The organism is Curtobacterium sp. PhB191 (assembly GCF_004346515.1).
Lineage (GTDB): Bacteria > Actinomycetota > Actinomycetes > Actinomycetales > Microbacteriaceae > Curtobacterium.
In genome coordinates this window covers 259,924-280,534 of sequence record NZ_SMBV01000007.1, presented here as the reverse complement: position 1 = coordinate 280,534, position 20,611 = coordinate 259,924, and the positions used below count along the sequence as shown (strand labels likewise).

Here is a 20,611-nt window from a genome sequence, read left to right as displayed (position 1 = left end):
CCGCCCGGCTCGTACGCTCCGGGCACACGACCCACGCGATCGCCGTGAACACCGCGCGAAAGGCACGATGACGTGACCACAGCACCTGTCCTCGACCGGCCCACGGACGCGGCCACCGCGTCGCGTCCGCGCCGGAACCGCACCTACGGCACCAGCCTCACCCGTGGCCAGGGCCGCAGCGGCTGGCTCTTCCTCGCCCCGTTCGGCCTGTTCTACGCGGCCTTCCTGCTCGGCCCGACGGTCTGGATGATCGTCTCGAGCTTCTTCAACACCTCGACCGTCCGCACGGGCCTCGGCAGCTTCGCCGGGTTCGCGAACTACGCCGAGATGCTCGGACGCTCCGACTTCTGGTCGTCGCTCTGGCACACGCTGCAGTTCACGCTGTACACGACGCCGCCGCTCGTCATCCTGGCGTTCGTCTTCGCCGTCCTGACGAACCGGATGAACCGCGGCCAGTGGTTCTTCCGACTGGCGTTCTTCCTGCCCTTCATCCTGCCGTCGGCGACGATCTCGCTCATCTGGGTGTTCATCTTCACGCCGGCGACCGGCCTGTGGGCGAGCATGCAGTCGGCCATCGGCCTCACCCCGGGCTCCGGCATGCTGTCCAGCCCCAACACCGCGATGATCGGTGTCGCGATCGCCACCGTCTGGTGGACCCTCGGCTTCAACTTCGTGCTCTACCTGGCCGGTCTGCAGGAGATCCCGCGCGAACTGTACGAAGCGGCCGCCGTCGACGGCGCGTCGAACTGGCAGCAGATCAAGTCGATCACGCTGCCGCTGCTCGGCCGCACCACGACGCTGGTCATCCTGTTGCAGATCATCGCGAGCCTGAAGATCTTCGACCAGGTGTACCTGATGACGAACGGCGGACCGGGCATCTCCACCCAGGTCTCGCTGCAGCTCATCACGGGCGTCGGCTTCACCGACAACCGACTCGGTGCCGCCTCGGCAGCGTCGGTGCTCCTGTTCATCGTGATCGTCGCGATCGCGGTCATCCGGCAGCTCGTCGAGCGCGCTGCCGCCAAGCGAGAGATCGGGGCCTGACATGACCGCCACCGAGAGCATCACCACCGGCCGCGCCAAGCTCCGCACCGGCGTCTCGGCCGCCGCCCCCGCGAACGCCGCCAAGATCGGCGTCTCCGGCAAGGGCTTCAACCTGGTCGCCGGGATCATCCTGATCGTCTTCGCGATCATCTGGCTCATCCCCAGCCTGTTCGCCCTGAAGACGTCGCTGTCCGACAACGGCGTCGCCGCCCTCGGCGCGAACTCGATCCTGTCGAACTGGAACCCGACGCTGCACTCCTACGCGGCACTGTTCCAGGCCGGCGACATCTGGAACTGGTACCTCGCCAGCGCCATCACGAGCGTGATCACGGCCGTCCTGACGGTCATGTTCGCCTCGATGGCGGCGTTCGCGCTGTCCCGCCTGGTGTTCCGCGGTCGGAACATCGCGTTCCTGCTCATCATCCTCGGCATCATGATCCCGACGCAGGTCCTGATCATCCCGATCTTCCAGGAGCTCAACGCCGTCGGCCTGCTGAACACCTACTGGTCGGTCATCTTCCCGCAGGTGCCGGCCGTGATCGCGGTGTTCATCTTCAAGCAGTTCTTCGACGGGATCCCGAAGGAGCTGGAGGAAGCGGCACGCATCGACGGTGCCAACATCTGGAAGATCTACTGGTCGGTCATCCTGCCGCTGTCGCGTCCGGTGATCGCCGCGGTGACGATCCTGACCTTCGTCGGTGTCTGGAACAACCTGCTGCTGCCGCTGTTCGTGCTGTCGAACCCGGACCTCATGACGATCCCGGTCGGGCTCGCCACGGTCCAGGGCAGCTTCGGTCAGCGCTACGCGGACATCCAGGCCGGAGCGATCCTGGCGGCGTTGCCGCTGATCATCCTCTACCTGATCTTCCAGCGGCAGATCGTGGAGGGCGTGACGGGTTCCGGCCTCAAGGGCTGACGCAACCCCACGACGGACGGGAGGCCCGGTGCCAGCTGGCACCGGGCCTCCCGTCCGTCGTGCTGGTCGCGTCTCAGGCGCGGGCGTACCTGGCAGAAACGGGCGTACCTGCCGAGAAGTTTCGTGACGGTACGCCCGGAAGCACCAGGCATCGCACGCGTCATGGGAAGGAACGGGCACCGCTCAGGCGGAGACGGACTCCTTGGCCTCGTGCTTCCAGAAGCCGGAGAACGTGATGCGCGCCTTCGGAAGACCCGCACGGTGCAGGTGCCGGCGGCCCTCGGTGGCGAGGGTCGACTCGCCGACCACGAAGGCGTACCCACGGTCGTCGACGGGCACGTGCCGCTGCAGTTCGGCGAGCGCCGCGCGGCCCGGGACGGCGAGGTGGTCGACCTCGTCACGGACGATCCACGTGACCGTGACCCCGGCCGGTGCGTCGATCTCGCGGACGTCGCCAGCGGTGGGGACCTCTTGGATGATGCGGCCGACGGCGTTCCGGGGCAGCGACGCGGCGATGCCGAGCACGCCGGGCAGGCCGGTCTCCTCGGCCGCGATGACGATCTCGCTGGTGTCGTCCGGGCAGTCGAAGATGCAGCCCTGGTCGAGCATCGCGAGCTGGTCGCCGGGGCGGGCACCGCAGGCCCAGATCGCGGCACGGCCCTCGGGCTCGCCGGCGGCGTCGGTGTGCACGACGAAGTCGATGTCCATCTCGGCGGTGCCGTCGGGCATCGGGCGGAAGGCGGCGACGGTGTAGTTCGCGCAGTGCGGGCGGACGTCTTCGGGGATGGCCAGGAACGTCGGCCACCACTTCTTGCCGTCGAGGTCCGGCATCCGGAACGCGTCCTGGTCCGGACGCCCGGTGAACAGGCGGAACCAGTGGTCGAAGCCGAGGAACGGGAACTCGTGCAGGTCGTCGCCGGTGACGGTGACACGCTGCATCGACGGCGTCGTGCGCTCGGTGCGCAGGACCCGGGCACGGAAGAGCCGGGGATTCTCGGGCAGGAGCCGCGGAGTCTTCGCCATGAGGCAAGGCTAACCTAAGATGTTCTCCGTGCCAGCCCCCTCCCCCGCCCTGGCTTCCGTCTCGGAGGCCCGCACCGCCGATGCGTCAGCAGCCCTCGGTGTCCACCGCACCGCCGTCCGTCGCCGCGTCCTGGTGATCGCCGGACTGGTCGTCGTGCTGGTCCTGGTGGCGGTCGCGAGCATGCTCCTCGGCAGCAACCGGATCGGCGTCGACCGGGTGCTCGACGGCCTGTTCCGGACCGGGTCGACCACCGATGAGGCGATCGTCTGGGGCTCCCGGGTCCCGCGCACGCTCATCGGTGCCGCGGTCGGTGCGGCCCTGGGGATCGCGGGGCTCCTGATGCAGGGGCACACGCGCAACCCGCTCGCCGACCCCGGACTGTTCGGGGTCTCGTCGGGCGCCGGGCTCGCCGTCGTCCTCGGCGTCTACGTGTTCGGGGTCACGAGCACCGGCGCGACGGTCTGGTTCGCACTCGGCGGCGCGCTGGTCGCGAGCGTCGTGGTGTTCTCGGTGACCATCGCGGGCAGCGGGACGGCCAGCCCGGTCCCCCTCGCCCTCGCGGGTGCCGCCGTCTCGGCCCTGCTGGGCGCGCTGACCTCGTTCGTCGTCCTGACCGACCAGGACTCGCTCGACGCGTACCGGCTGTGGGTCGTCGGCTCCCTCGCCGCACGGCAGCTCGACATCCTCGGCGCGGTGTGGCCGTTCCTGGTCGCCGGGCTGGTGCTCGCGATCCTGAACGTCCGGGCCCTCGACGCGCTCGGGCTCGGCTCGGACCTGGCCAAGGGCCTGGGCGAGAACGTGCTCGTCGCGCGGCTCGTCGGGCTCGGGGCCATCACGTTGCTCGCAGCCGGAGCGACCGCCGCCGCCGGGCCGATCGGGTTCGTCGGCCTGACGGTGCCGCACGTCGCCCGAGCCCTCGTCGGCACCGGGCACCGGTGGACGCTGCCGGTCTCCGGGCTCGTCGGAGCGGCGCTCGTGCTGCTCGCCGACGTCGTCGGACGCCTGATCGGCGGGTTCTCGGAGGTCGAGGTCGGCATCGTCCTGGCCGTCATCGGCGGCCCCGTCTTCGTCGCCGTCGCCCGTCGCCGATCGCTGGTGTCCCTGTGACGGGCGCAGCGGTCCGTGCGCCCGGCCGGACCGGGGTCCGCATCGGTCCGATCGGCCTCGCCTGGCGCCCGCGGGTGTTCTGGTACACGGCCGCCTCGCTCGGTCTGGTCCTGGTGCTCGTCGTCCTCGGTGTCGCGATCGGCTCGACCTGGATTGCCCCGGGCATCGTGCTCCGCTCCCTGGTCGGGCTCGAGACCGGCCCGGACGGCTTCATCATCACCACGCTCCGACTGCCCCGTGTCCTCACCGGAGCGCTCGTCGGGCTGACCCTCGGCATCGCCGGCGCACTGACCCAGACCTTCACGCGGAACCCCCTGGGCACCCCGGACATCATCGGCGTGACGTCGGGCGCGAGCGTCGGCGCCGTGGCGGCCATCGTGCTCGGCGGGGGCACGTACTCGGTGTCCTCGATCGTGCTCAGCGGCGGGATCCCGGTGGCCGCGACGATCGGTGCGCTCGTCGCCGCCGCCGTCGTGTACGGGCTCGGCTGGCGCGGCGGGGTGCAGAGCTACCGGCTCATCCTGGTCGGCATCGGCGTGAGCGCGACCCTCGACGCCGTGACGAGCTACCTGCTCGTCCGCGCCAAGATCACCATCGCGACCGCGGCGTCGCAATGGCTCGTCGGCAGCCTGTCGAGCACCTCGTGGTCGAGCGTCTGGCCGCTGCTGATCGTCGCCGCGGTCGCGGTGCCGATCGCCCTGGCGACGAGTGCGGCGCTCGGCATCGGACAGCTCGGTGACGAGGTCGCGACCGGGGTGGGGCTCGCCGTCCAGCGGCACCGCCTGCTCGTGATCGCCCTGGCCGTCGTGCTCACCGCCGCCGCCGTCGCCGCTGCGGGACCGGTCGGTTTCGTCGCGTTCGTGGTACCGCAGGTCGGACTCCGGCTGGCCGGCACGAACCGTCCGCCCCTGCTGCTCGCCGGTCTGCTCGGCGCAGCGCTCGTCCTCGCCGCGGACCTGCTGTCCCGATCGGCGTTCCCGTGGCAGGTGCCCGTCGGCATCATCACGACCGTGATCGGTGCCCCGTACCTGATCTGGCTCCTCATCCGTCACCGCAAGGAGATGTCCCGATGACTCCCCCGTCGACACCCCCGTCCACCCCGGTCCTCGAAGCCCGCGGCCTGTCCGTCGGCTACGACCGGCACCCCGTGCTGACCGATCTCGACCTGCGCATCGAGCGCGGCACCGTGACGACGTTCCTCGGCGCGAACGGCTGCGGCAAGTCGACCCTGCTCAAGGCCTTCGGGCGCGTGCTGAAGCCGCAGTCCGGCGAGGTCCTGCTCGACGGTGCCCCGATCCGCAAGGAACCGAACCGCCAGGTCGCGCGGAAGCTCGCGATCCTGCCGCAGTCCCCCGTCGCACCCGCGGGCACGAGCGTGCTCGACCTGGTGATGCGCGGCCGCAACCCGCACCAGTCGTGGGCGAAGCCGTGGACCGCGGACGACGCCGACGTGGCGGAGCAGGCCATCGCGGCGACCGGGCTGACCGACGTCGCCCACCGCGACGTCGCGAGCCTGTCGGGTGGCCAGCGACAGCGTGCATGGATCGCCCTGGTGGTGGCGCAGCAGGCCGACACGTTGCTGCTCGACGAACCGACGACCTACCTCGACCTCGCGCACCAGCTCGAGGTCCTGCGCCTGGTGCGCCGACTCAACCGCGAGCAGGGCTCCACCATCGTGATGGTCCTGCACGACCTGTCGCTCGCGGCCCGGTTCTCCGACCGGCTCGTCGTCCTGCACGACGGCGGCGTCGCTGCCGACGGCGCACCGCACGAGGTGCTGACCCCCGCGTTGCTCGAGCACGCCTTCGGGCTGCACGCGCGCGTGTTCCCGGACCCCGTGACCGGTGCCCCGATGATCGTGCCCGAGGCCGACGAGCACGACCCGGCGCCGCATGCCGAACCGGACGTCGAACTGGCGGGAGCCGCGCACTTAGGTTAGCCTCTCCTAACGTGAAGCTCTCCCGACGCGGCTCCCTCCGAGCCACTCTCCTGACCTCCGTGGCCGTCTCGGCCCTCCTCCTCGCCGGCTGCTCGAGCACCGACTCGAACGACTCCGACGGTGACACCGCGGCGTCGAAGGCCTGGTCCTACGAGGACGCCACCGGCACGACCGTCAAGGTCGACCACACGCCGAAGCGCGTCGTCGTGCTGAACGACATCGCGATCTCGTTCATCGAGTACGGCCTGAAGCCGGTCGGCACCTTCGGCCAGCTGACCATGGCGAAGGACGCCCGCTTCGATGACCTGGACACCGACGGCATCACCCAGCTCGGTACCGGGTACGGCGACGTCGACCTCGAGAAGCTCGCAGCGCTGAAGCCCGACCTCGTCGTGACCTCGGTCTACCCGACCGACGAGAAGGGCACGCTCGACGAGACGCAGCCCGGCTACGGCTTCAAGGACAACGAGCAGGAGAAGCAGATCGAGGCCATCGCGCCGGTCGTCCAGGTCAAGTGGGGCGGCAAGGGCGAGGACGTCATCGAGAAGATCGCCGACCTGAGCGAGTCCCTCGGCGCGAAGGAGTCGACGATCGAGGCCGCCGAGAAGCGCTTCGACACCGCCGGTGACGAGCTCGAGAAGGTCGCGAAGGAGCAGGACCTGTCGGTCGTCTCCATGTACGCCGACGGTGACGGCGCCTACGTCACCCGCCCGACCGACGAGCCGCTGCTGCAGATGTACTCGTCGTTCGGCGTCGACTTCGTGAACCCGAAGCCGAAGGGCTTCTACTGGGGCATCTACTCGTGGGAGAACGCGGGCCAGATCAAGGCCGACGTGCTGCTGCTGTCGCAGCAGGGCTACCAGGTCGCGGACCTCGAGAAGCAGCCGACCTTCGCTGACAACGCGGCGCTCGAGGCCGGCCAGGTGCACAGCTTCACCTTCCCGGCGCTCGACTACGCCTCGCAGGCCGGCTACATGACGGAGCTCGCGGGCTGGCTCGAGGACAGCAAGAAGCTGTCCTAGAACGCAACCGACGATCAGACGGGAGGCCCGTTGCCAGCTGGCAACGGGCCTCCCGTCTGTCCGTGGTGCGTTCTCGTGCACGTGCCCCGCCTGGTGTCGTCAGCCCACCGGCAAGGCGGCGTTCACCGCAGTCTGCGCATCGCGCCAGACCGCTGCGCGGGACCCCGCGTAGGTGCCGCCCTGACCGTTCGAGTAGTACCGCAGGTTGTGCTTCCCGCCGTCGGTGTTGCCCTGCCAGTACGCGGTCACAGCACGCGAGCTCCCGCCGACCAACCACACCTGGTCGGCGGCGTCGGCCGTTCCGGTCTTGCCGAACAGCGTGGTGCCGTCCGGGGTCTGGCCGCCACTCGCCGTGCCGCCCCGGAACGCGCCCTGCATGACCTCGAAGGCCGTCGCCGCGGTCTGCGGCGAGACGGCCTGCGAGCAGGTGCGCGGCTGCCCGCCGAGCTCCGTGCCGTCCGGTGCGGTGACCTGGTCGATGACGACCGGCGCGCAGTACCGACCACCGTTCGCGACACCCGCGTACGCCGCCGCCATCGTCAGCGGCGCGATGCTCTCGGTGCCGAGCAGCGACGCGGGGTTCCACGGCAGCTCGCCGCCGGCGGCCAGGTGCACACCGAGGCGCTTCGCGACGTCGCGGATGTCGCACAGGTCGAGCTGCGCCGCCATCGACTGGTAGGCGGCGTTCACGGACTGGGCCGTGGCCGAGCGGACCGAGTACGGCCCCTTCTGGCCAGGCGAGTCGTTCTTCGGCTGCCAGAAGGCCGTCGTCTGCTCGCCGCACGCCGTCCACGTGCTCTGCGGGTGCGGGGTGCCGTTCACGACCGTGTCCGGGCTGCGGCCGGCCTCGAGCCACGCCAGCAGCGTGAACATCTTGTACGTCGAGCCGGTCTGGAAGCCCGTCGAATCTCCGTCGGCCTGGTCGACGGCGTAGTTCAGCGACGTCGCCGTCGGTGGCGCCTGCTCCGACCGGTCGTAGTCGGTGTTCTGCGCCATCGTGAGCACCCGGCCGGTGCCCGCCTCGACGGTGTTCAGCGTCGCGCCCAGCGCGAGACGAGTCTCGGTCTTCGGGTCGTACCGGTCGAGCAGGTCTTTCTGCTTCGCGTTCAGGTCGAGGTCGAGCGTCGTCTGGATGCGGTACCCACCCGTCCGCCAAGCATCGGCGCGCTGCTGCTTCGTCGCGCCGAGCTGCGGCAGACGTGCGGCGACGCGCTTGGCGTAGTCGCAGAAGAACTCCGCCCCGGTCTCGACGGCCTCGCACCCCTGCTGCGGCGCGGTGATCCGGACGGAGTCGGCCAGCCGCGACAACCGTGCCGTGCGGTACTCATCGGTCGTCAGATGCCCCTGCTCGTGCATCGAACGGAGGATGACGTTCCGCCGCGCGGCGTTGTCGCGGTAGTGGTCCGGCGTGGACAGGTCGCGGCGCTCCGGCCACTGCACGATCGCGATGAGCGATGCCGCCTCGGCCGGGGTCAGGTCGGTGGCGGACTTGCCGTAGTAGTGCTGCGCGGCCGACTGCACGCCGTAGGTCTGGTCGCCGAAGTACGCGATGTTCAGGTACGCCGTCAGGATCTGCTCCTTGGTGTACTTCTTCGCCAGGCCGATCGCGAGCTTCATCTCGGCGAGCTTCCGCTGGGGCGACCGCTTCGTCGCCTCCTTGTAGCCGGCCCTCTGCTCCTCGAGCGTCGGCAGCTCGATCGCCCGCTGGATCTTGATGTTGCGCACGAGCTGCATCGTGAGCGTCGAGCCACCCGATCCGCCCTCGCCCTGCGACGCGGCGACGCTCACCAGGGAGCGGACCATCGACGTCGCGTCCACACCACCGGTCTCGTAGAACCGCTTGTCCTCGCCGTCGACCGCAGCGTGCTTCAGCTGGTCGCTGATCTGGTCGAACGACAGCTCCTGCCGGTCCTGCGCCCACACGTTCGCCAGGTGCACCGGTTCGCCACCGCGGTACGCCCAGACCTGGTTGCGCTGCGGCAGGTCCCCGATCTCGATGTGCTCCGGCAGCGACTCGAACACCCCGATCGCCGACGTCGTGCTCACTCCGGCGACCGCGATCATCGGCGTCACGCCGACCCCGACCATCAACCCTGCGAGCACACTGCCGCCCACGAAGCCGAGCGCGGCTCCCCCTGCACGTCTCATCGTCATCGCTCTGGATCCCCCGTGGTGCATCACCGCATCGATCTGGTGCGGTAGTTCGGGAGCGTCCCAGCCGATCTCGGGCGGTCGCCGGGACTTCGCCGCGGAACACCGCCGTGTCCGCTGGGAATGCGCCCGTCGTGACGGGATCGTGACGTCAGTGGGTCGAGTGGTCACCTTGCGTCGCCGGGATGGTGCCTGCGAGCAGGTCGAGCACGCCGTCCGGGAACACCGGGACGTCCGTGTCGACGGGTACCCAGCGCACCGGGCTGCCCTCGTCCAGCACCACGAGTTCAGCGTCCAGCGGCACCGCGTCCAGCTCCGCCGACCGGACGGCGAACACGTGGACGTACTCGTGCCCGGGCTGCCCCTCGTACTCGAACAGGTTCTCGAGGACGCCGAGCAGCCGGACCTCGTCGAGGGCGACGTCGAGCTCCTCGCGGAACTCGCGACGGAGCGCCTGGACCGCGGTCTCGCCGAACTCGATGCCGCCGCCGACTGCACGGTGGAAGAAGAGGTCCCGCACGCTGTCGAACGACTCGGACAGCAGCACGTGGCCGTCCTTGGTCGGCAGCCCGACCGAGATGTTCCGGATGCTCCCCATCACGCCACTCTGCCACCGGCGCGGGTTCGGTAGGTTCGAACCATGCACCACATCCGCTCGATCGTCACCCTCGCGATCGTCTTCCTCGGTCTGGGCTTCCTGCTCACCGCAGGTGGTTCGGTCTGGACGATCCTCACCCCGGACGGCACCGGCGTGAACTTCGCCGCGGGGTTCATGTACATGGGTGGCATGGTCGTCGGCATCGCCGGGATCGCACTCGGGGTCGCCGCGCTCGTGGCCGTCGCCCGGGCGGCGAAGCGGTTCGGCCGCTAACCGGCGAGCGCCTCGGCAGCAGCGCCCCACCCGGTGGGGTCATCCCCCGACGGGATGAACAGCATCGTGTTCCAGAGCACCAGGACGTCCCACCACGCGAGCTCGTCGGCAGTGAGCGCGCTCACCGAGCGGTAGCCGTCGAGCAACTGCCGGTGGACCGCTCCGGGGACCGGCCCCCAGTCGTGGAAGAGCGTCCCGAGCAGGACGGCCGAGCGTGCCAGCTCGACGATCCTGTGATCGAGGCGCAGGTCCTCGAAGTCGATGACGGCGACGACGTCCGCGTCAGCGCACAGGACGTTCGCCGCTCGGTAGTCGCCGTGCACGATCTGGACCGGCAAGTCGTCGGAGGGCGCGGCCCCGAGCCGGCGTCGAAGCGTCCGCTGGACACGCTCCGGCAAGTGCATCGGCGCAGCCTCGAGCCATCCCGCGACCTGCTGCACGAGCGGGGTCGGCGGTGGGCGCACACCGGCTGCGCGCGCCCGATCGGGGCTGTCGCGCAGGGCGTCGTGGATGCGGGCCAGCGTCGCACCGGCCGCGTGGACCTGTGCCGGATCGCGGACGTCCAGCAGGGTTCCGCCGATGACGTGCTGGAGCCCCATCGAGACCCCGTCTTCCTCGACCTGCACCCGTCCGTCGGGCGTCGGCACCGGGGCGGAAACGGGCAGGCCGCGCTCCGCGAGCCACGTCGTGAGGTCCGCCGCGAACGCCAAGCGCTCGAACCCCTCCGGTGCGATGGACCACTTCAGGAGCATCCGGCCGTCAGCGGTCGACACCCAGGCGAGCGCGTTGTGGTCACTCATCACGATGCGCTCGCACACGACGACGTGCACGTTCCACCACCGGTCGAGCGTCCGGATGACCCAGTCCTCGGCAGCGGCGACGTCCGTGAACCCGAAGCGGCTCCGCAGCACCTGGGCGGGATCGGCACGTTCCCAGAGCATCTCGAGGGTCATCGCTCCACCCTCGCAGGTCGCGCTACCATCCGGTACCGGTCCACCCACGGAAGCGAGCCGCCATGACCTCCCAGAGCACGAGGGTCCTGCACGTGATGTGCACGGTGTTCCTGTTGGGCGCCTTCCTGTCGGTCGGGATCGGTGGGTGGTCGCTCGCGAACGACACCGGGGGCGGTGCGAACATCGGCGGCGGCATCCTGATGCTGTTCGGTTACCTGCTCGGCCTGATCGGGATCGCGCTCGGGGTCGCCACACTTGTCGTCGCCACCGTGTCGCAGCGACGGTCACGCACGCGCAGCTGACGCCTCAGCGGCGGCGAGCGCGGAGCCGCTGCACGCCCACCCATCCGGCGACCGCGAAGCACCCGAGCGCGAGGACGTACGAGACGAGCAGGTCGGCCCACGTGCGCGGGTTGATCGATCCGTCGGGCAACCGCTCCTGGAGTTGGAACGACGTCGGGAACAGCCAGTACGACGTCGCGTAGACGGTGAGCGCCAGTCCGACGACGACCGAGCCGACGATGATCCACCGAGCAGCGCGCGCTCCGACGGTCACGCGGACGCCCCCTTCACGGATCGTCGCGACGCCGACCGCGGTGGGTTCGCTCGCAGGTGTTCGCTGATGCGTCCGAGGATCCGGCCGAGGTCGGTCGCGTCGTCGTCCGTGATCGGTGCGAACAGGAGTCCGTGCACGGTGCCGATGTGGCCGGGGAACACCTCGGCAAGGACCTCGCGCCCCGCGTCGGTGATCGCGACGACGGTGCTGCGCTCGTCGTCCGGCGACGGGGACCTCGTGACGAGCCCGCGCTGTTCGAGCAGTTGCGCCTGGTAGGTCAGCCCGCTGCGGCTGTACACGACACCGTCGGCCAGGTCCGTCATGCGCAGGTGCCCCTCCGGAGCGTCACCCAAGCGCGCCAGGAGCTGGAACTGCACGGTGCTCAACCCGCCGACGTCGCGGAGCTGCTTCTCGACCGCGGGGCGCAGGAGTGCACTCACCTCGGTCAGCGCGAAGTAGGCGCCGAGCTGTGTCGGGGTCAGTGCGGTGGGGGTGTCGCTCATGCAGCCATCCTACCTGTTGCTTCGAGTTCGAAGCAGTGCTAACGTCTCCGACAAGCGCTTCGAATTCGAAGCAACTACGAGAGGGCAGCATCATGAAGGCAGTGCAGTTCCACGAAGTCGGCGGGCCCGAGGTCCTCCAGTACGGCGAGGTCGAGCAGCCGACCCCGGCAGCGGGTCAGGTGCGGCTCCGCGTCGCGGCGTCCGCGTACAACGCCGCAGACAACGGCATGCGGGCCGGCTTCCTGCCGATCCCGATCCAGCTGCCGCACGTCCCCGGCTACGACGTCTCCGGCACGGTCGACGCGATCGGCGAGGGGGTGACCGGGTTGACCGTGGGCGACGCGGTCATCGCGTTCCTGCCGATGGACCGCGACGGCGGGGCAGCCGAGTACGTCATCGCACCGGCGGACGCCGTGGTCGCAGCGCCGACGAGCATCCCACTGGCCGACGCGGCCGCGCTGCCGTCCGTCGCGCTGACCGCCTGGCAGGCCCTGTTCGACGACGGCCGGCTCACCGCCGGACAGCGGCTGCTCGTCGTGGGTGCCGGCGGGGTCGTCGGCAAGTACGCCGTCCAGCTCGCCAAGCGCGCCCGAGCACACGTCATCGCGACCGCCAGCCCCCGCAGTGCTGATGCCGTGCGCGCGGCCGGTGCCGACCAGGTCATCGACCACACCGACGTCGACCTGCTCGACGCCCTCGACGGTCAGGTCGACGTGCTGCTCAACCTGGCGCCGATCGAGCCCGAGCAGTTCGCGGCGGACGTCGCAGCGGTCCGCGACGGCGGGGTCGTCGTGAGCACCACGGCGTTCATGGCCACCCCGGGTGACGAGTCCCGAGACGTGCGCGCAGCGACCGTGTTCGTCCTGCCGAACCGCGAACGCCTGACGGAGCTCGTCGCGTTGGTCGACGACGGTGCACTGACGGTCGAGGTCACGCGGCGCATCCCGCTCGCCGAGCTCCCCGCACTGCACGCCGAGGGCGCAGCCGGGAGGATCGCCGGCAAGGTCATCGTTCTGCCCTGACCCGGATCACCGGATCACCGGAGCGACCAGTGTGACGGGCGGTCCAGGTCGTCGGGCAGCACCGTGGATGCGTCACCCTGGGCGGCGTTCACCTGCGGCTGGGTGAGGAACAGCGCGTTCGACAGGTCCGCTCCCCCGAGCCGGGCATCGCGCAGGTCCGCCCCGAGCAGGTCCACGCCAGACAGGTCGCCTCCCCGCAGGTCCGCGGCGATCAGGACCGCACCGCGCAGATCGGCGCCGACCCGGACGCGAGATCGCAGGTCGCGGCCGGCCAGGTCAGCCGACGGGTGCAGGTCACCGACCGCCTCACCGGCGGCGGGGTACCCACCTCGAACCTCGGCGCTGACGTCGATCAGGACGGAACGAACGTCGAACCGGAGCGACTCGACGTCCACCGCGATGACGTCGGCCAGCTCGCCGTCGAGGACCTGCTGAATGCGGCGCCCGAGCACGGTCGGTGCTTCCGCAGACCCCAGAACGGTCGATCGGGACACCGCCTCGGCCAGGTACCAGAGCATCTCGTGGAGCTGCCGGGCGACGGCGAAGGCCCGGAACATCTCGGGCTTCGAGTCGGGTTCGTCGACCCAGCTCGTGCCGTCGAACAGGACCTGCGAGACGTACTGGCCGGCCCCGAAGCAGTCGAAGGTGGTGCATCCGGTGAACCCCCGTGGACGGAGGGCCTGGTGGAGAAGTCGTCGGCCAGGTTGCGGCACGGAGTCCCTGCGGCCTTGTCGATCGGGAAGTCGCTGGACCGCTGGAACCCGAAGGCGGTGCAGCAGAGCGCGAAGCAGTCACCGCACGAAGCGCGGAGGGCCGAGCGTTCGGCGGGAGAAGAGGGAGGAGGAAAAGAAGAAGAAGACGATGACATGGACGAACGCTCCCTCTGGAGTGGTCTCGACAGGGCGCCGGGGCGCTGGGGAACTCCGTCGGGAGTCCCCGTTCCGGGCGCACGAGACCACCGCCCCTCGTCCGAGGAGCGAACCGGTGCCGCTGGGTGTGCTCTGGGTCACAGAGCGGGAGGACGTGTCACTGTCCGCCAGCGTAGCTCCGCACGATGTCGGCCGGCGTGATCACCCGGTCTCACCCGTGGCCCAGAAGTAGGTCAGCGGGGAGCCGTTGACCAGGTGGTCGCCGATCACCCGTTGCTGGAACACCACCGGGTTGTGCGACGACAGGGTCCGCGCGTTCCGCCAGTGCCGGTCGAGGGAACGGTCACGGTCGGTGGCGCTGGCCCCGCCGACCTCGAAGAGCGTGGTCGCCGCCCGGAGCACGATCTCGACCACCACTCCCTGGAGGGCGATCGTCCGGAGTTCGGCCGCATCGATCAGCGCGTCGGCTCCGTCATCACCGGACTCGATCGCGCCGTGCGCAGCGTCGATGGCCGCGGCGGCGTCCAGGACGAGGGCCTCGGCGGCGATCGCGTCCGATGCGATGCGGCCGACGACGGACTGCACGAGCGGGTCCGTGGCCGCGGTCGCCCCGACTCCGTGCTGGTAGTGCCGGGTCCGTGACCGTACGAACGATGCGGCGTCGCGGGCGGCCACGGCGCCGACCCCGGCGAGCGACGCCAGCAGCACGGTCTGCAGGAACGCCGGCAGCACGGTTCGCCGCTCCGCACGCTCGGGTCGGAGTTGCCAGAGCTCCACGCGGACGCCGTCGAACCTCGTCGTGCCGCTGCCGGTCAGCCGCTGCCCGAAGCCGTTCCAGTCGTCGCGGACCTCCACACCGGGGTCGTCGACCCGCACGGTGACCCCGACGGTGTGCCCGTCCGGTGTGCGCGCGGAGACGGTCGTCCAGTCGGCGAAGATCGTGCCGGTGCTGTAGTGCTTCTCACCGTGCAGGCGCCAGCCGTCGCCGTCGGGCACGATGTGCGTCGACAGGGATCCGACCGCGGCGGTCGAGCGCTCGTGGCTGGCGTTGCCGAAGACCTCGCCCGCGGCGATGCGGGTGAACCACTCGTCACGGCGGACGACGTCGGGTTCGAGCAGCAGTTCCTCGACGAACGCGAAGTGCGCGCGGAGGAGCTGCGGGATGTTCGAGTCGGCCTCCGCAAGACGGATGAGCAGCGCGAAGAGGTCGGTCGCCGACGCACCCGCGCCGCCGGAGGACGTCGGCACCGTCACGGCTGTGAAGCCCGAATCCGCCAGCCACCTGACCGCTTCGTGCGGCAGGGAACGGCTCTGCTCGCGCTCCACCGCCCCGGCCGCGATCCGCTCGAACACCGGCGCGAAGCGCTCCAGCAGGGAGGTGCGGGTGGGCAGTGTCGTGGTGGTCATGATTCCTCCTGGAACTTCCGGTGGGCGCTGACGCCCGGGATCGCGTCGAGCAGCCCCTGCGTGTACGGGTCGCGCGGCGAGCGGAACACCTGGTCGGCCGTTCCCTCCTCGACGACACGACCGTCGCGCAGCACGAGCACGCGATCGCTGACGTGGTGGATCACACCGAGGTCGTGCGAGATGAAGAGCGCAGCGGTTCCGTATTCCTGCTGGATGTCGGCGAGCAGGTCGAGCACCTGCGCCTGGACGGACACGTCGAGCGCGCTGACGGCCTCGTCGAGGACGAGCACGTCTGGATCGGTGGCGAGCGCGCGGGCGATGGCGACGCGCTGTCGCTGCCCGCCGGACAGCGTCGACGGGTGCCGGCGTGCGATGGACGGGTCGAGTCCGACGCCGGTGAGCAGCTCCTCCGTGCGAGCGGTGTCGGAACGACCGTCCTCGGGTGCGCCACGGGCGGCTCGCGCCCCGGTGAGCGCCGAACGGATCAGCTCACCCACGCTGCGGCGCGGGTCGAACGACGACAGGGGGTCCTGCGACACCGTTGCGATCCGCGGTCGATCACCGCGACGAGCACGCTCCGACAGTGCCGACCAGGGCCGTCCCTCCAACGTGACGGAGCCCGAGGACGGCGCGGTCAGCGCGAGGGCGATGGCAGCCGTCGTGGACTTCCCGGAGCCGGACTCCCCCACGATCCCGAGCGTCTCCCCTGCGCGCAGGTCGAACGACACGTCGTCGACCACGGTCCGGACGACCCGGTCGGGGCCGCGGTAGCGCTTGCTGACGTGCGAGACGGAGAGCACCACCGATCCGGCGACGGGCACCGGCCGCGAGGCCGGCCGCGGCGCGAGGGTGGCACGGGGAGCGTCGGACAACCGTGTGCCCGGCGCGTGCGCTGCGGGGATCGCCGAGAGCAGCCGCTTCGTGTACGGGTCCTGCGGGTCGCCGAGGACGGCGCCGACCGGCCCCTGCTCGACGACGACACCGTGCTGCATCACCACGACGTCGTCCGCGAGTCGTTCGACGACGCCGAGGTCGTGGCTGATGAGCACGAGCCCGGTCCCGCCTGCACGGAGCTCGTCGAGGAGCGCGAGGATCTGCGCCTGCACGGTGGTGTCGAGCGCCGTCGTCGGCTCGTCGGCGATGAGCACCGCGGGGTCGAGGGCGATCGCCGCGGCGATGAGCGCGCGCTGCCGGAGCCCGCCGGACAGTTCCGAGGGCAGCTGCCGCGCACGCAACGACGGCGACGGGATCCCGACGCGCTCGAGCAGCGAGAGCACCTGCCGTTCGCGCTCCGCCCGCGGTCCGACGCCGTGCACCCGGAGCGCGTCGGCGACGGACGCCCCGACCTTCCGGAGCGGATCGAGCGAGACGAGGGCGTCCTGCAGCACGTACCCGGCCTCCTTCCCGCGCACCTTCCGCCACGAGGCGTCGGACAGGTCGCGCAGGTCGCGTCCGCCGAGCGACAGCGTCGAGGCCGTGGTCGTCGACGTCGGACCGTTCAGCCCGAGCAGCGACCGGGCCGTGACGCTCTTGCCGGAGCCGGATTCACCGACGATCGCCACGCAGCGTCCGGCCTCGAGCGTGAAGGAGACGTCCTGCACGACGGTGCGGCCGCCGAAGGCGACGGAGAGACCTCGGACGTCGACGACGGGATCGTCGCCACCACGGAACGGGACGGACGCCGTGGCGGACGTGAGCTGCGATGCGGTGGTCACCGGGGGCCTCCAGGCTGGGTCAGGGTCTGCAGGGCGCGACCGACGGCGGTCAGTGACAGCGCGAGCAGGACGATCACGACGCCCGGCCAGAAGTCGAGCCACCACGCCTGCTGCAGGTAGTTCCGGCCGGCGTTGAGCATCGCGCCCCACTCCGGGGCGGGCGGCTGCACGCCCATGCCGAGGAACCCGAGCGCGGACGCCCAGGCGATCGCCTGCCCGATGCCGAGCGTGACGAGCACGGTGAGCGGCCGGAAGGCGTTGGGCAGCAGCGTCCGGAACAGCACGTGCGCCGAGGAGTGCCCGAGCGCGCGTTCGGCCTGCACGTACGCGGCCCCGCGGACCGCGAGCACCTGCCCACGCACCATCCGGGCGTACCCCGGGATCGTCGCGATGCCGACGGCCAGGATCTGTGTCCCGGCACTCGACCCGAAGACGGCGATCAGGATGAGCGCGAGCAGGATGCCCGGGAACGCGTAGAGCACCTCGATGACACGCGTCACCACGGCGTCGACCGCTCGGCCGCCGAGTCCGCCGAGGACGCCGAGGAGGACGGCCCCGGCGAGGCCGAGCGCGGTCGCGCCGACCCCGATCAGGACCGACTGGCCGGCCCCGTGCACGACACGCGAGTAGACGTCCCGGCCGGACTGGTCGGTCCCGAAGACGTGCTGCGCACTGGGTGCGTCGAAGCTCTTGCCCAGGTCGATGGCGAGTGGGTCCTGTGGTGCGAGCAGGGACGGCCAGAGGGCCGCCGCCGCGACGAGCGCGATGAAGGCGGCGGCCACCCAGAACGAGACGCGGCGCAACGGGTGGGAGGCTCGACGCACCGTGCGGACACCGGCCTCGGCCGGTGCCGGGTCTGGTTGCAGGGCACGGGGTTCGCTGGGTGCGATCGTTGCGGTGGTCATGCTGCGGCTCCGCTCGTGTGGCGCAGTCTCGGGTCCACCAGGACGTACGCGATGTCGGTCAGGATGTTCGCCACGACGTAGACGAGTGCCACGACGAAGGTGATGCCGATGACGAGCGGCAGGTCCTGCGCGCTCACGGCCGTGACCAGGACCTGCCCGATGCCCTGGCGGGCGAAGACGACCTCGGCGATGACGGCTCCCGAGACCAACGATCCGAGCCCCCAGCCGGACAGCGTGACTCCGGGGAGCGCCGCGTGCCGGAGTACGTACTTCCCGCGGATCGCACGGTCGGACAGACCACGGCTGCGGGCGGAGAGGACGAACGGCTGCTGCTGCTTGTCCTCGAACTCGTCGCGGGTGACCTGCCCGAGGAACCCGGCGAGCGGGATGGCCAGGGTCAGCGCCGGCAGGACGATGCCGAGCACGCCCGACCCGATGACCGGGAACCAGTGCAGCTGGACCGCGAAGACCAGCAGCAGCACGAGGCCGAGCCAGAACTGCGGGAGTCCGGCCGCGACCGTCTCGACGACCGAGCCGAGGCGTCCGACCATTCCGGGACGTCCGGCAGTGACGAGCGTCGAGGCGATGGAGAGCAACCATGCGATGACGAGCGCGGACACCGTCAGCGCCAGGGTCGGGCCGATCTGTCCCGCGACGACGGTCGTGACGGACTGCTTCAGTGTGTAGGACTCCCCGAAGTCGAGCCGGAACAGCCCGCCGAGGAAGTCGCCGTACTGCACGATGAGCGGCCGGTCGAAACCGTACTGCTCCGTGACGGCGGCGACGGCTTCCTTCGTGGGGTGAGCGGCGGCACCACCGAGGATCGCGACCGCCGGGTCACCGGGCACCGCGTGTTCGAGGAAGAACACGATGGTGCCGACGGCGAGGAGCAGGACCACCGCCTCGACGAGGCGCCGTGTGACTCGGACGACCATCACTTGCCTCCGTCGATCAAGTAGGCGTCGGAGAGGACGGGCTCGCCCTCACTCGGCTCGATCCACACGCCGCTGACGCGCTCGGAGATCCCGAGGCGGGTCTGGATCGGGTAGAGCGGCAGCGACCAGGCCTTGGACGACAGCAGTGCCTGCGCCTTCGAGTACGCGGTCGCCTGCTTCGCCGGGTCGGTCGTCGCCGTGCCCTCGATGAGCAGCCGGTCGAGTTCGTCGTCGTAGGCGAAGGCCGAGTTCTGCCCGTTGTCGACGTCGTAGGTCGCCTTCGAGTACTTGATGTACATGACGTGCGGGGTCGGGCTGTTCCAGTAGTTCCCGAGCAGGTCGTAGGCCTTCGGGTCGCCCCACACGGCGTTCATCGAGGAGGAGTCGAGCGCCTGCAGCACGACCTTGATCCCGACGCGTTTCTCCATCGCCTGGATGTCCTGCAGGATCGTGACGTCCGCCGGTGGGGTCTCGGCGGAGTCCGCGTTGTACGGCAGCTTCACCGTGAGCGTCCGTCCGTCCTTCGTCCGGTAGCCGTCGGCGTCACGGCCGTTCCAGCCGGCGTCGTCGAGGAGTTCCTTCGCCGCTGCCGGGTCGTACGGGAAGGGCTCGTGGTGCGCGGCGTCGTAGTGCGGTGTGCCCGAGGAGACGTTGTTGCCCTCGTACGGGAACACGCCGTTGTAGGCGCTCTCGACGGCCTCCTTCGCGTCCGAGGCGTGCACGAACGCCTTGCGGACGCGGATGTCGCTGAAGACCGCGCTCTGCGTGTTGATGTCCAGGCTGAACGGCGATCCCGAGTGCACGAACGACTGCAGCTCGATCGACGGATCCGACTTCGCCAGGCCCTCGCTCTCCGGCGGCACGTTGAAGATGACGTCCGCCTCGCCCGAGCTGAGTGCGCCGTACCGAGTGGTGTTGTCCTTCAGGAACTTCCACGTGATGCCGTCCAGGTACGCGGGGCCCTGGTGCTTCGCGTCGTCCGGCGCGCTGTTGTACGTGTCGTTCCGGATCAGTTCGACGTCCCGCTCGTGGTTCCACTTCGTGACCTCGAACGGCCCGGTACCGACCGGCGACTCGCAGTTCGCGGCGAGTCCCCGTGCCATGGCCTTCGGCGACTCCATGCCGAAGAACGCCTGCGACAGCGCGGCGAGGAGCGGGGAGTACGGCCGCTTCAGGGAGACCCGGACGACGTGGTCACTGATCGCGGTGGCCTTGTCGAAGTACCCCGTCAAGTACAGCAGATCGGTCGAGGACTGCGTCGCCGGGTCGAGGATCTGCGTGAAGTTGTCCACCACGGCCTGGGCGTCGAACGGGGTGCCGTCGGTGAACCGCACGCCCTGCTTCAGTGTGAAGTCGTACTGCTTGCCGTCGTCCGAGATCGTCCAACTGGACGCGAGCCACGGCTGCACGCTGCCGTCCTCCTGCAGCGACACGAGCGAGTCCAGGTACTGCCTGGCGATGTACGTCTGCGGCATGTCCCCGGAGTTGTGCGGGTCGAGGCAGGTCGGTTCGCGGTCGGTGGCGTACACGAGCGTGCCGCCGCGGACCGGGCCCCGGTCGCGGCCCGCGCCGGTCGACCCGTCGGCGCAGCCCGCGAGCAGCGTCACGACGGCGACCACCGAGGCCGCGACCACGAACGGTCGGAGTGAGAGACGAACCATGGGGAAGGACGG

At 70.3% G+C, this 20,611-nt stretch carries 21 protein-coding genes; 9 read left to right on the top strand and 12 right to left on the bottom strand.

What is annotated here, in order from left to right; translation table 11 throughout:
- The first annotated feature begins 72 nt into the window (after positions 1-72).
- Complete coding sequence (locus EDF48_RS13545; RefSeq protein ID WP_111086244.1) at positions 73-1,044, top strand: sugar ABC transporter permease; 972 nt, start codon at positions 73-75, stop codon at positions 1,042-1,044.
- Position 1,045: 1 nt separating this feature from the next.
- Positions 1,046-1,960, top strand: coding sequence for a carbohydrate ABC transporter permease (locus EDF48_RS13540; RefSeq protein WP_123938319.1), 915 nt, complete (start codon positions 1,046-1,048; stop codon positions 1,958-1,960).
- 183 nt (positions 1,961-2,143) lie between these two features.
- On the opposite strand, the gene EDF48_RS13535 is transcribed toward EDF48_RS13540, so the two are convergent.
- On the bottom strand, positions 2,144-2,983 hold the full coding sequence (locus EDF48_RS13535; protein ID WP_131880613.1) for a siderophore-interacting protein: 840 nt from the start codon (positions 2,981-2,983) through the stop codon (positions 2,144-2,146).
- Positions 2,984-3,011: 28 nt separating this feature from the next.
- Between EDF48_RS13535 and EDF48_RS13530 the strand changes: the two genes are divergently transcribed.
- Genes EDF48_RS13530 through EDF48_RS13515 form a run of 4 tightly spaced genes read left to right on the top strand, consistent with a single transcriptional unit; the run spans position 3,012 to position 7,052 of the window.
- A complete protein-coding gene (locus EDF48_RS13530; protein WP_235035880.1) occupies positions 3,012-4,091 on the top strand; it encodes an iron ABC transporter permease in 1,080 nt (359 codons plus the stop codon).
- Positions 4,088-5,164, top strand: coding sequence for an iron chelate uptake ABC transporter family permease subunit (locus tag EDF48_RS13525; protein WP_235035879.1), 1,077 nt, complete (start codon positions 4,088-4,090; stop codon positions 5,162-5,164). The genes EDF48_RS13530 and EDF48_RS13525 overlap by 4 nt, the downstream gene beginning before the upstream one ends.
- Complete coding sequence (locus tag EDF48_RS13520) at positions 5,161-6,030, top strand: ABC transporter ATP-binding protein (protein WP_123938321.1); 870 nt, start codon at positions 5,161-5,163, stop codon at positions 6,028-6,030. Before EDF48_RS13525 ends, EDF48_RS13520 begins: the two co-directional genes overlap by 4 nt.
- Before the next feature lie 11 nt (positions 6,031-6,041).
- Positions 6,042-7,052 (top strand): ABC transporter substrate-binding protein, encoded by a 1,011-nt coding sequence (locus EDF48_RS13515; RefSeq protein WP_131880611.1) that lies wholly within the window; start codon positions 6,042-6,044, stop codon positions 7,050-7,052.
- Between the two features lie 99 nt (positions 7,053-7,151).
- Here EDF48_RS13515 and EDF48_RS13510 read toward each other — a convergent pair whose 3' ends face one another.
- Together EDF48_RS13510 and EDF48_RS13505 are read right to left on the bottom strand one after the other, a co-directional pair.
- Positions 7,152-9,206, bottom strand: a complete 2,055-nt coding sequence (locus tag EDF48_RS13510) for a transglycosylase domain-containing protein (RefSeq protein ID WP_243698107.1) — start codon at positions 9,204-9,206, stop codon at positions 7,152-7,154.
- Between the two features lie 148 nt (positions 9,207-9,354).
- Positions 9,355-9,801: an NUDIX domain-containing protein gene (locus EDF48_RS13505; RefSeq protein ID WP_131880609.1), complete on the bottom strand. Its 447-nt coding sequence runs from the start codon at positions 9,799-9,801 to the stop codon at positions 9,355-9,357.
- Positions 9,802-9,843: 42 nt separating this feature from the next.
- Between EDF48_RS13505 and EDF48_RS13500 the strand changes: the two genes are divergently transcribed.
- Positions 9,844-10,074 carry a hypothetical protein gene (locus tag EDF48_RS13500; RefSeq protein WP_123291906.1) on the top strand — a complete coding sequence of 77 codons (231 nt, stop codon included), beginning with the start codon at positions 9,844-9,846 and terminating at the stop codon, positions 10,072-10,074.
- Here EDF48_RS13500 and EDF48_RS13495 read toward each other — a convergent pair.
- Positions 10,071-11,027 carry a phosphotransferase gene (locus EDF48_RS13495; RefSeq protein WP_131880607.1) on the bottom strand — a complete coding sequence of 319 codons (957 nt, stop codon included), beginning with the start codon at positions 11,025-11,027 and terminating at the stop codon, positions 10,071-10,073. The genes EDF48_RS13500 and EDF48_RS13495 overlap by 4 nt on opposite strands.
- Positions 11,028-11,089: 62 nt before the next feature.
- On the opposite strand from EDF48_RS13495, the gene EDF48_RS13490 reads away from it, so the two are divergent.
- A complete protein-coding gene (locus tag EDF48_RS13490; protein WP_131880605.1) occupies positions 11,090-11,329 on the top strand; it encodes a hypothetical protein in 240 nt (79 codons plus the stop codon).
- A gap of 4 nt (positions 11,330-11,333) precedes the next feature.
- Here the strand turns inward: EDF48_RS13490 and EDF48_RS13485 are convergent, their stop codons facing one another.
- The gene (locus EDF48_RS13485; RefSeq protein WP_123291903.1) at positions 11,334-11,582 is read right to left on the bottom strand and encodes a hypothetical protein; all 249 of its coding nucleotides are present in this window, start codon (positions 11,580-11,582) and stop codon (positions 11,334-11,336) included.
- Positions 11,579-12,085 (bottom strand): MarR family transcriptional regulator, encoded by a 507-nt coding sequence (locus EDF48_RS13480; RefSeq protein ID WP_131880603.1) that lies wholly within the window; start codon positions 12,083-12,085, stop codon positions 11,579-11,581. Before EDF48_RS13480 ends, EDF48_RS13485 begins: the two co-directional genes overlap by 4 nt.
- 92 nt (positions 12,086-12,177) lie before the next feature.
- Between EDF48_RS13480 and EDF48_RS13475 the strand changes: the two genes are divergently transcribed.
- Positions 12,178-13,107 carry an NADP-dependent oxidoreductase gene (locus EDF48_RS13475; protein ID WP_131880601.1) on the top strand — a complete coding sequence of 310 codons (930 nt, stop codon included), beginning with the start codon at positions 12,178-12,180 and terminating at the stop codon, positions 13,105-13,107.
- A 14-nt stretch (positions 13,108-13,121) separates the two neighbouring features.
- On the opposite strand, the gene EDF48_RS13470 is transcribed toward EDF48_RS13475, so the two are convergent.
- The 6 genes from EDF48_RS13470 to EDF48_RS13445 form a co-directional block, all read right to left on the bottom strand.
- Complete coding sequence (locus EDF48_RS13470; RefSeq protein ID WP_243698106.1) at positions 13,122-13,820, bottom strand: pentapeptide repeat-containing protein; 699 nt, start codon at positions 13,818-13,820, stop codon at positions 13,122-13,124.
- 357 nt (positions 13,821-14,177) lie between these two features.
- Positions 14,178-15,383, bottom strand: a complete 1,206-nt coding sequence (locus EDF48_RS13465) for an acyl-CoA dehydrogenase family protein (protein WP_131880599.1) — start codon at positions 15,381-15,383, stop codon at positions 14,178-14,180.
- Positions 15,380-17,098, bottom strand: coding sequence for an ABC transporter ATP-binding protein (locus tag EDF48_RS13460; protein ID WP_207913265.1), 1,719 nt, complete (start codon positions 17,096-17,098; stop codon positions 15,380-15,382). Before EDF48_RS13460 ends, EDF48_RS13465 begins: the two co-directional genes overlap by 4 nt.
- Positions 17,095-18,003, bottom strand: coding sequence for an ABC transporter permease (locus tag EDF48_RS19325; RefSeq protein WP_131880595.1), 909 nt, complete (start codon positions 18,001-18,003; stop codon positions 17,095-17,097). Before EDF48_RS19325 ends, EDF48_RS13460 begins: the two co-directional genes overlap by 4 nt.
- Positions 18,000-18,938, bottom strand: coding sequence for an ABC transporter permease (locus EDF48_RS13450; RefSeq protein WP_131880592.1), 939 nt, complete (start codon positions 18,936-18,938; stop codon positions 18,000-18,002). The genes EDF48_RS19325 and EDF48_RS13450 overlap by 4 nt, the downstream gene beginning before the upstream one ends.
- Entirely contained in the window at positions 18,938-20,599 is a 1,662-nt protein-coding gene (locus EDF48_RS13445) for an ABC transporter substrate-binding protein (RefSeq protein WP_131880590.1), read from the bottom strand. Before EDF48_RS13445 ends, EDF48_RS13450 begins: the two co-directional genes overlap by 1 nt.
- Between the last annotated feature and the right edge of the window lie 12 nt (positions 20,600-20,611).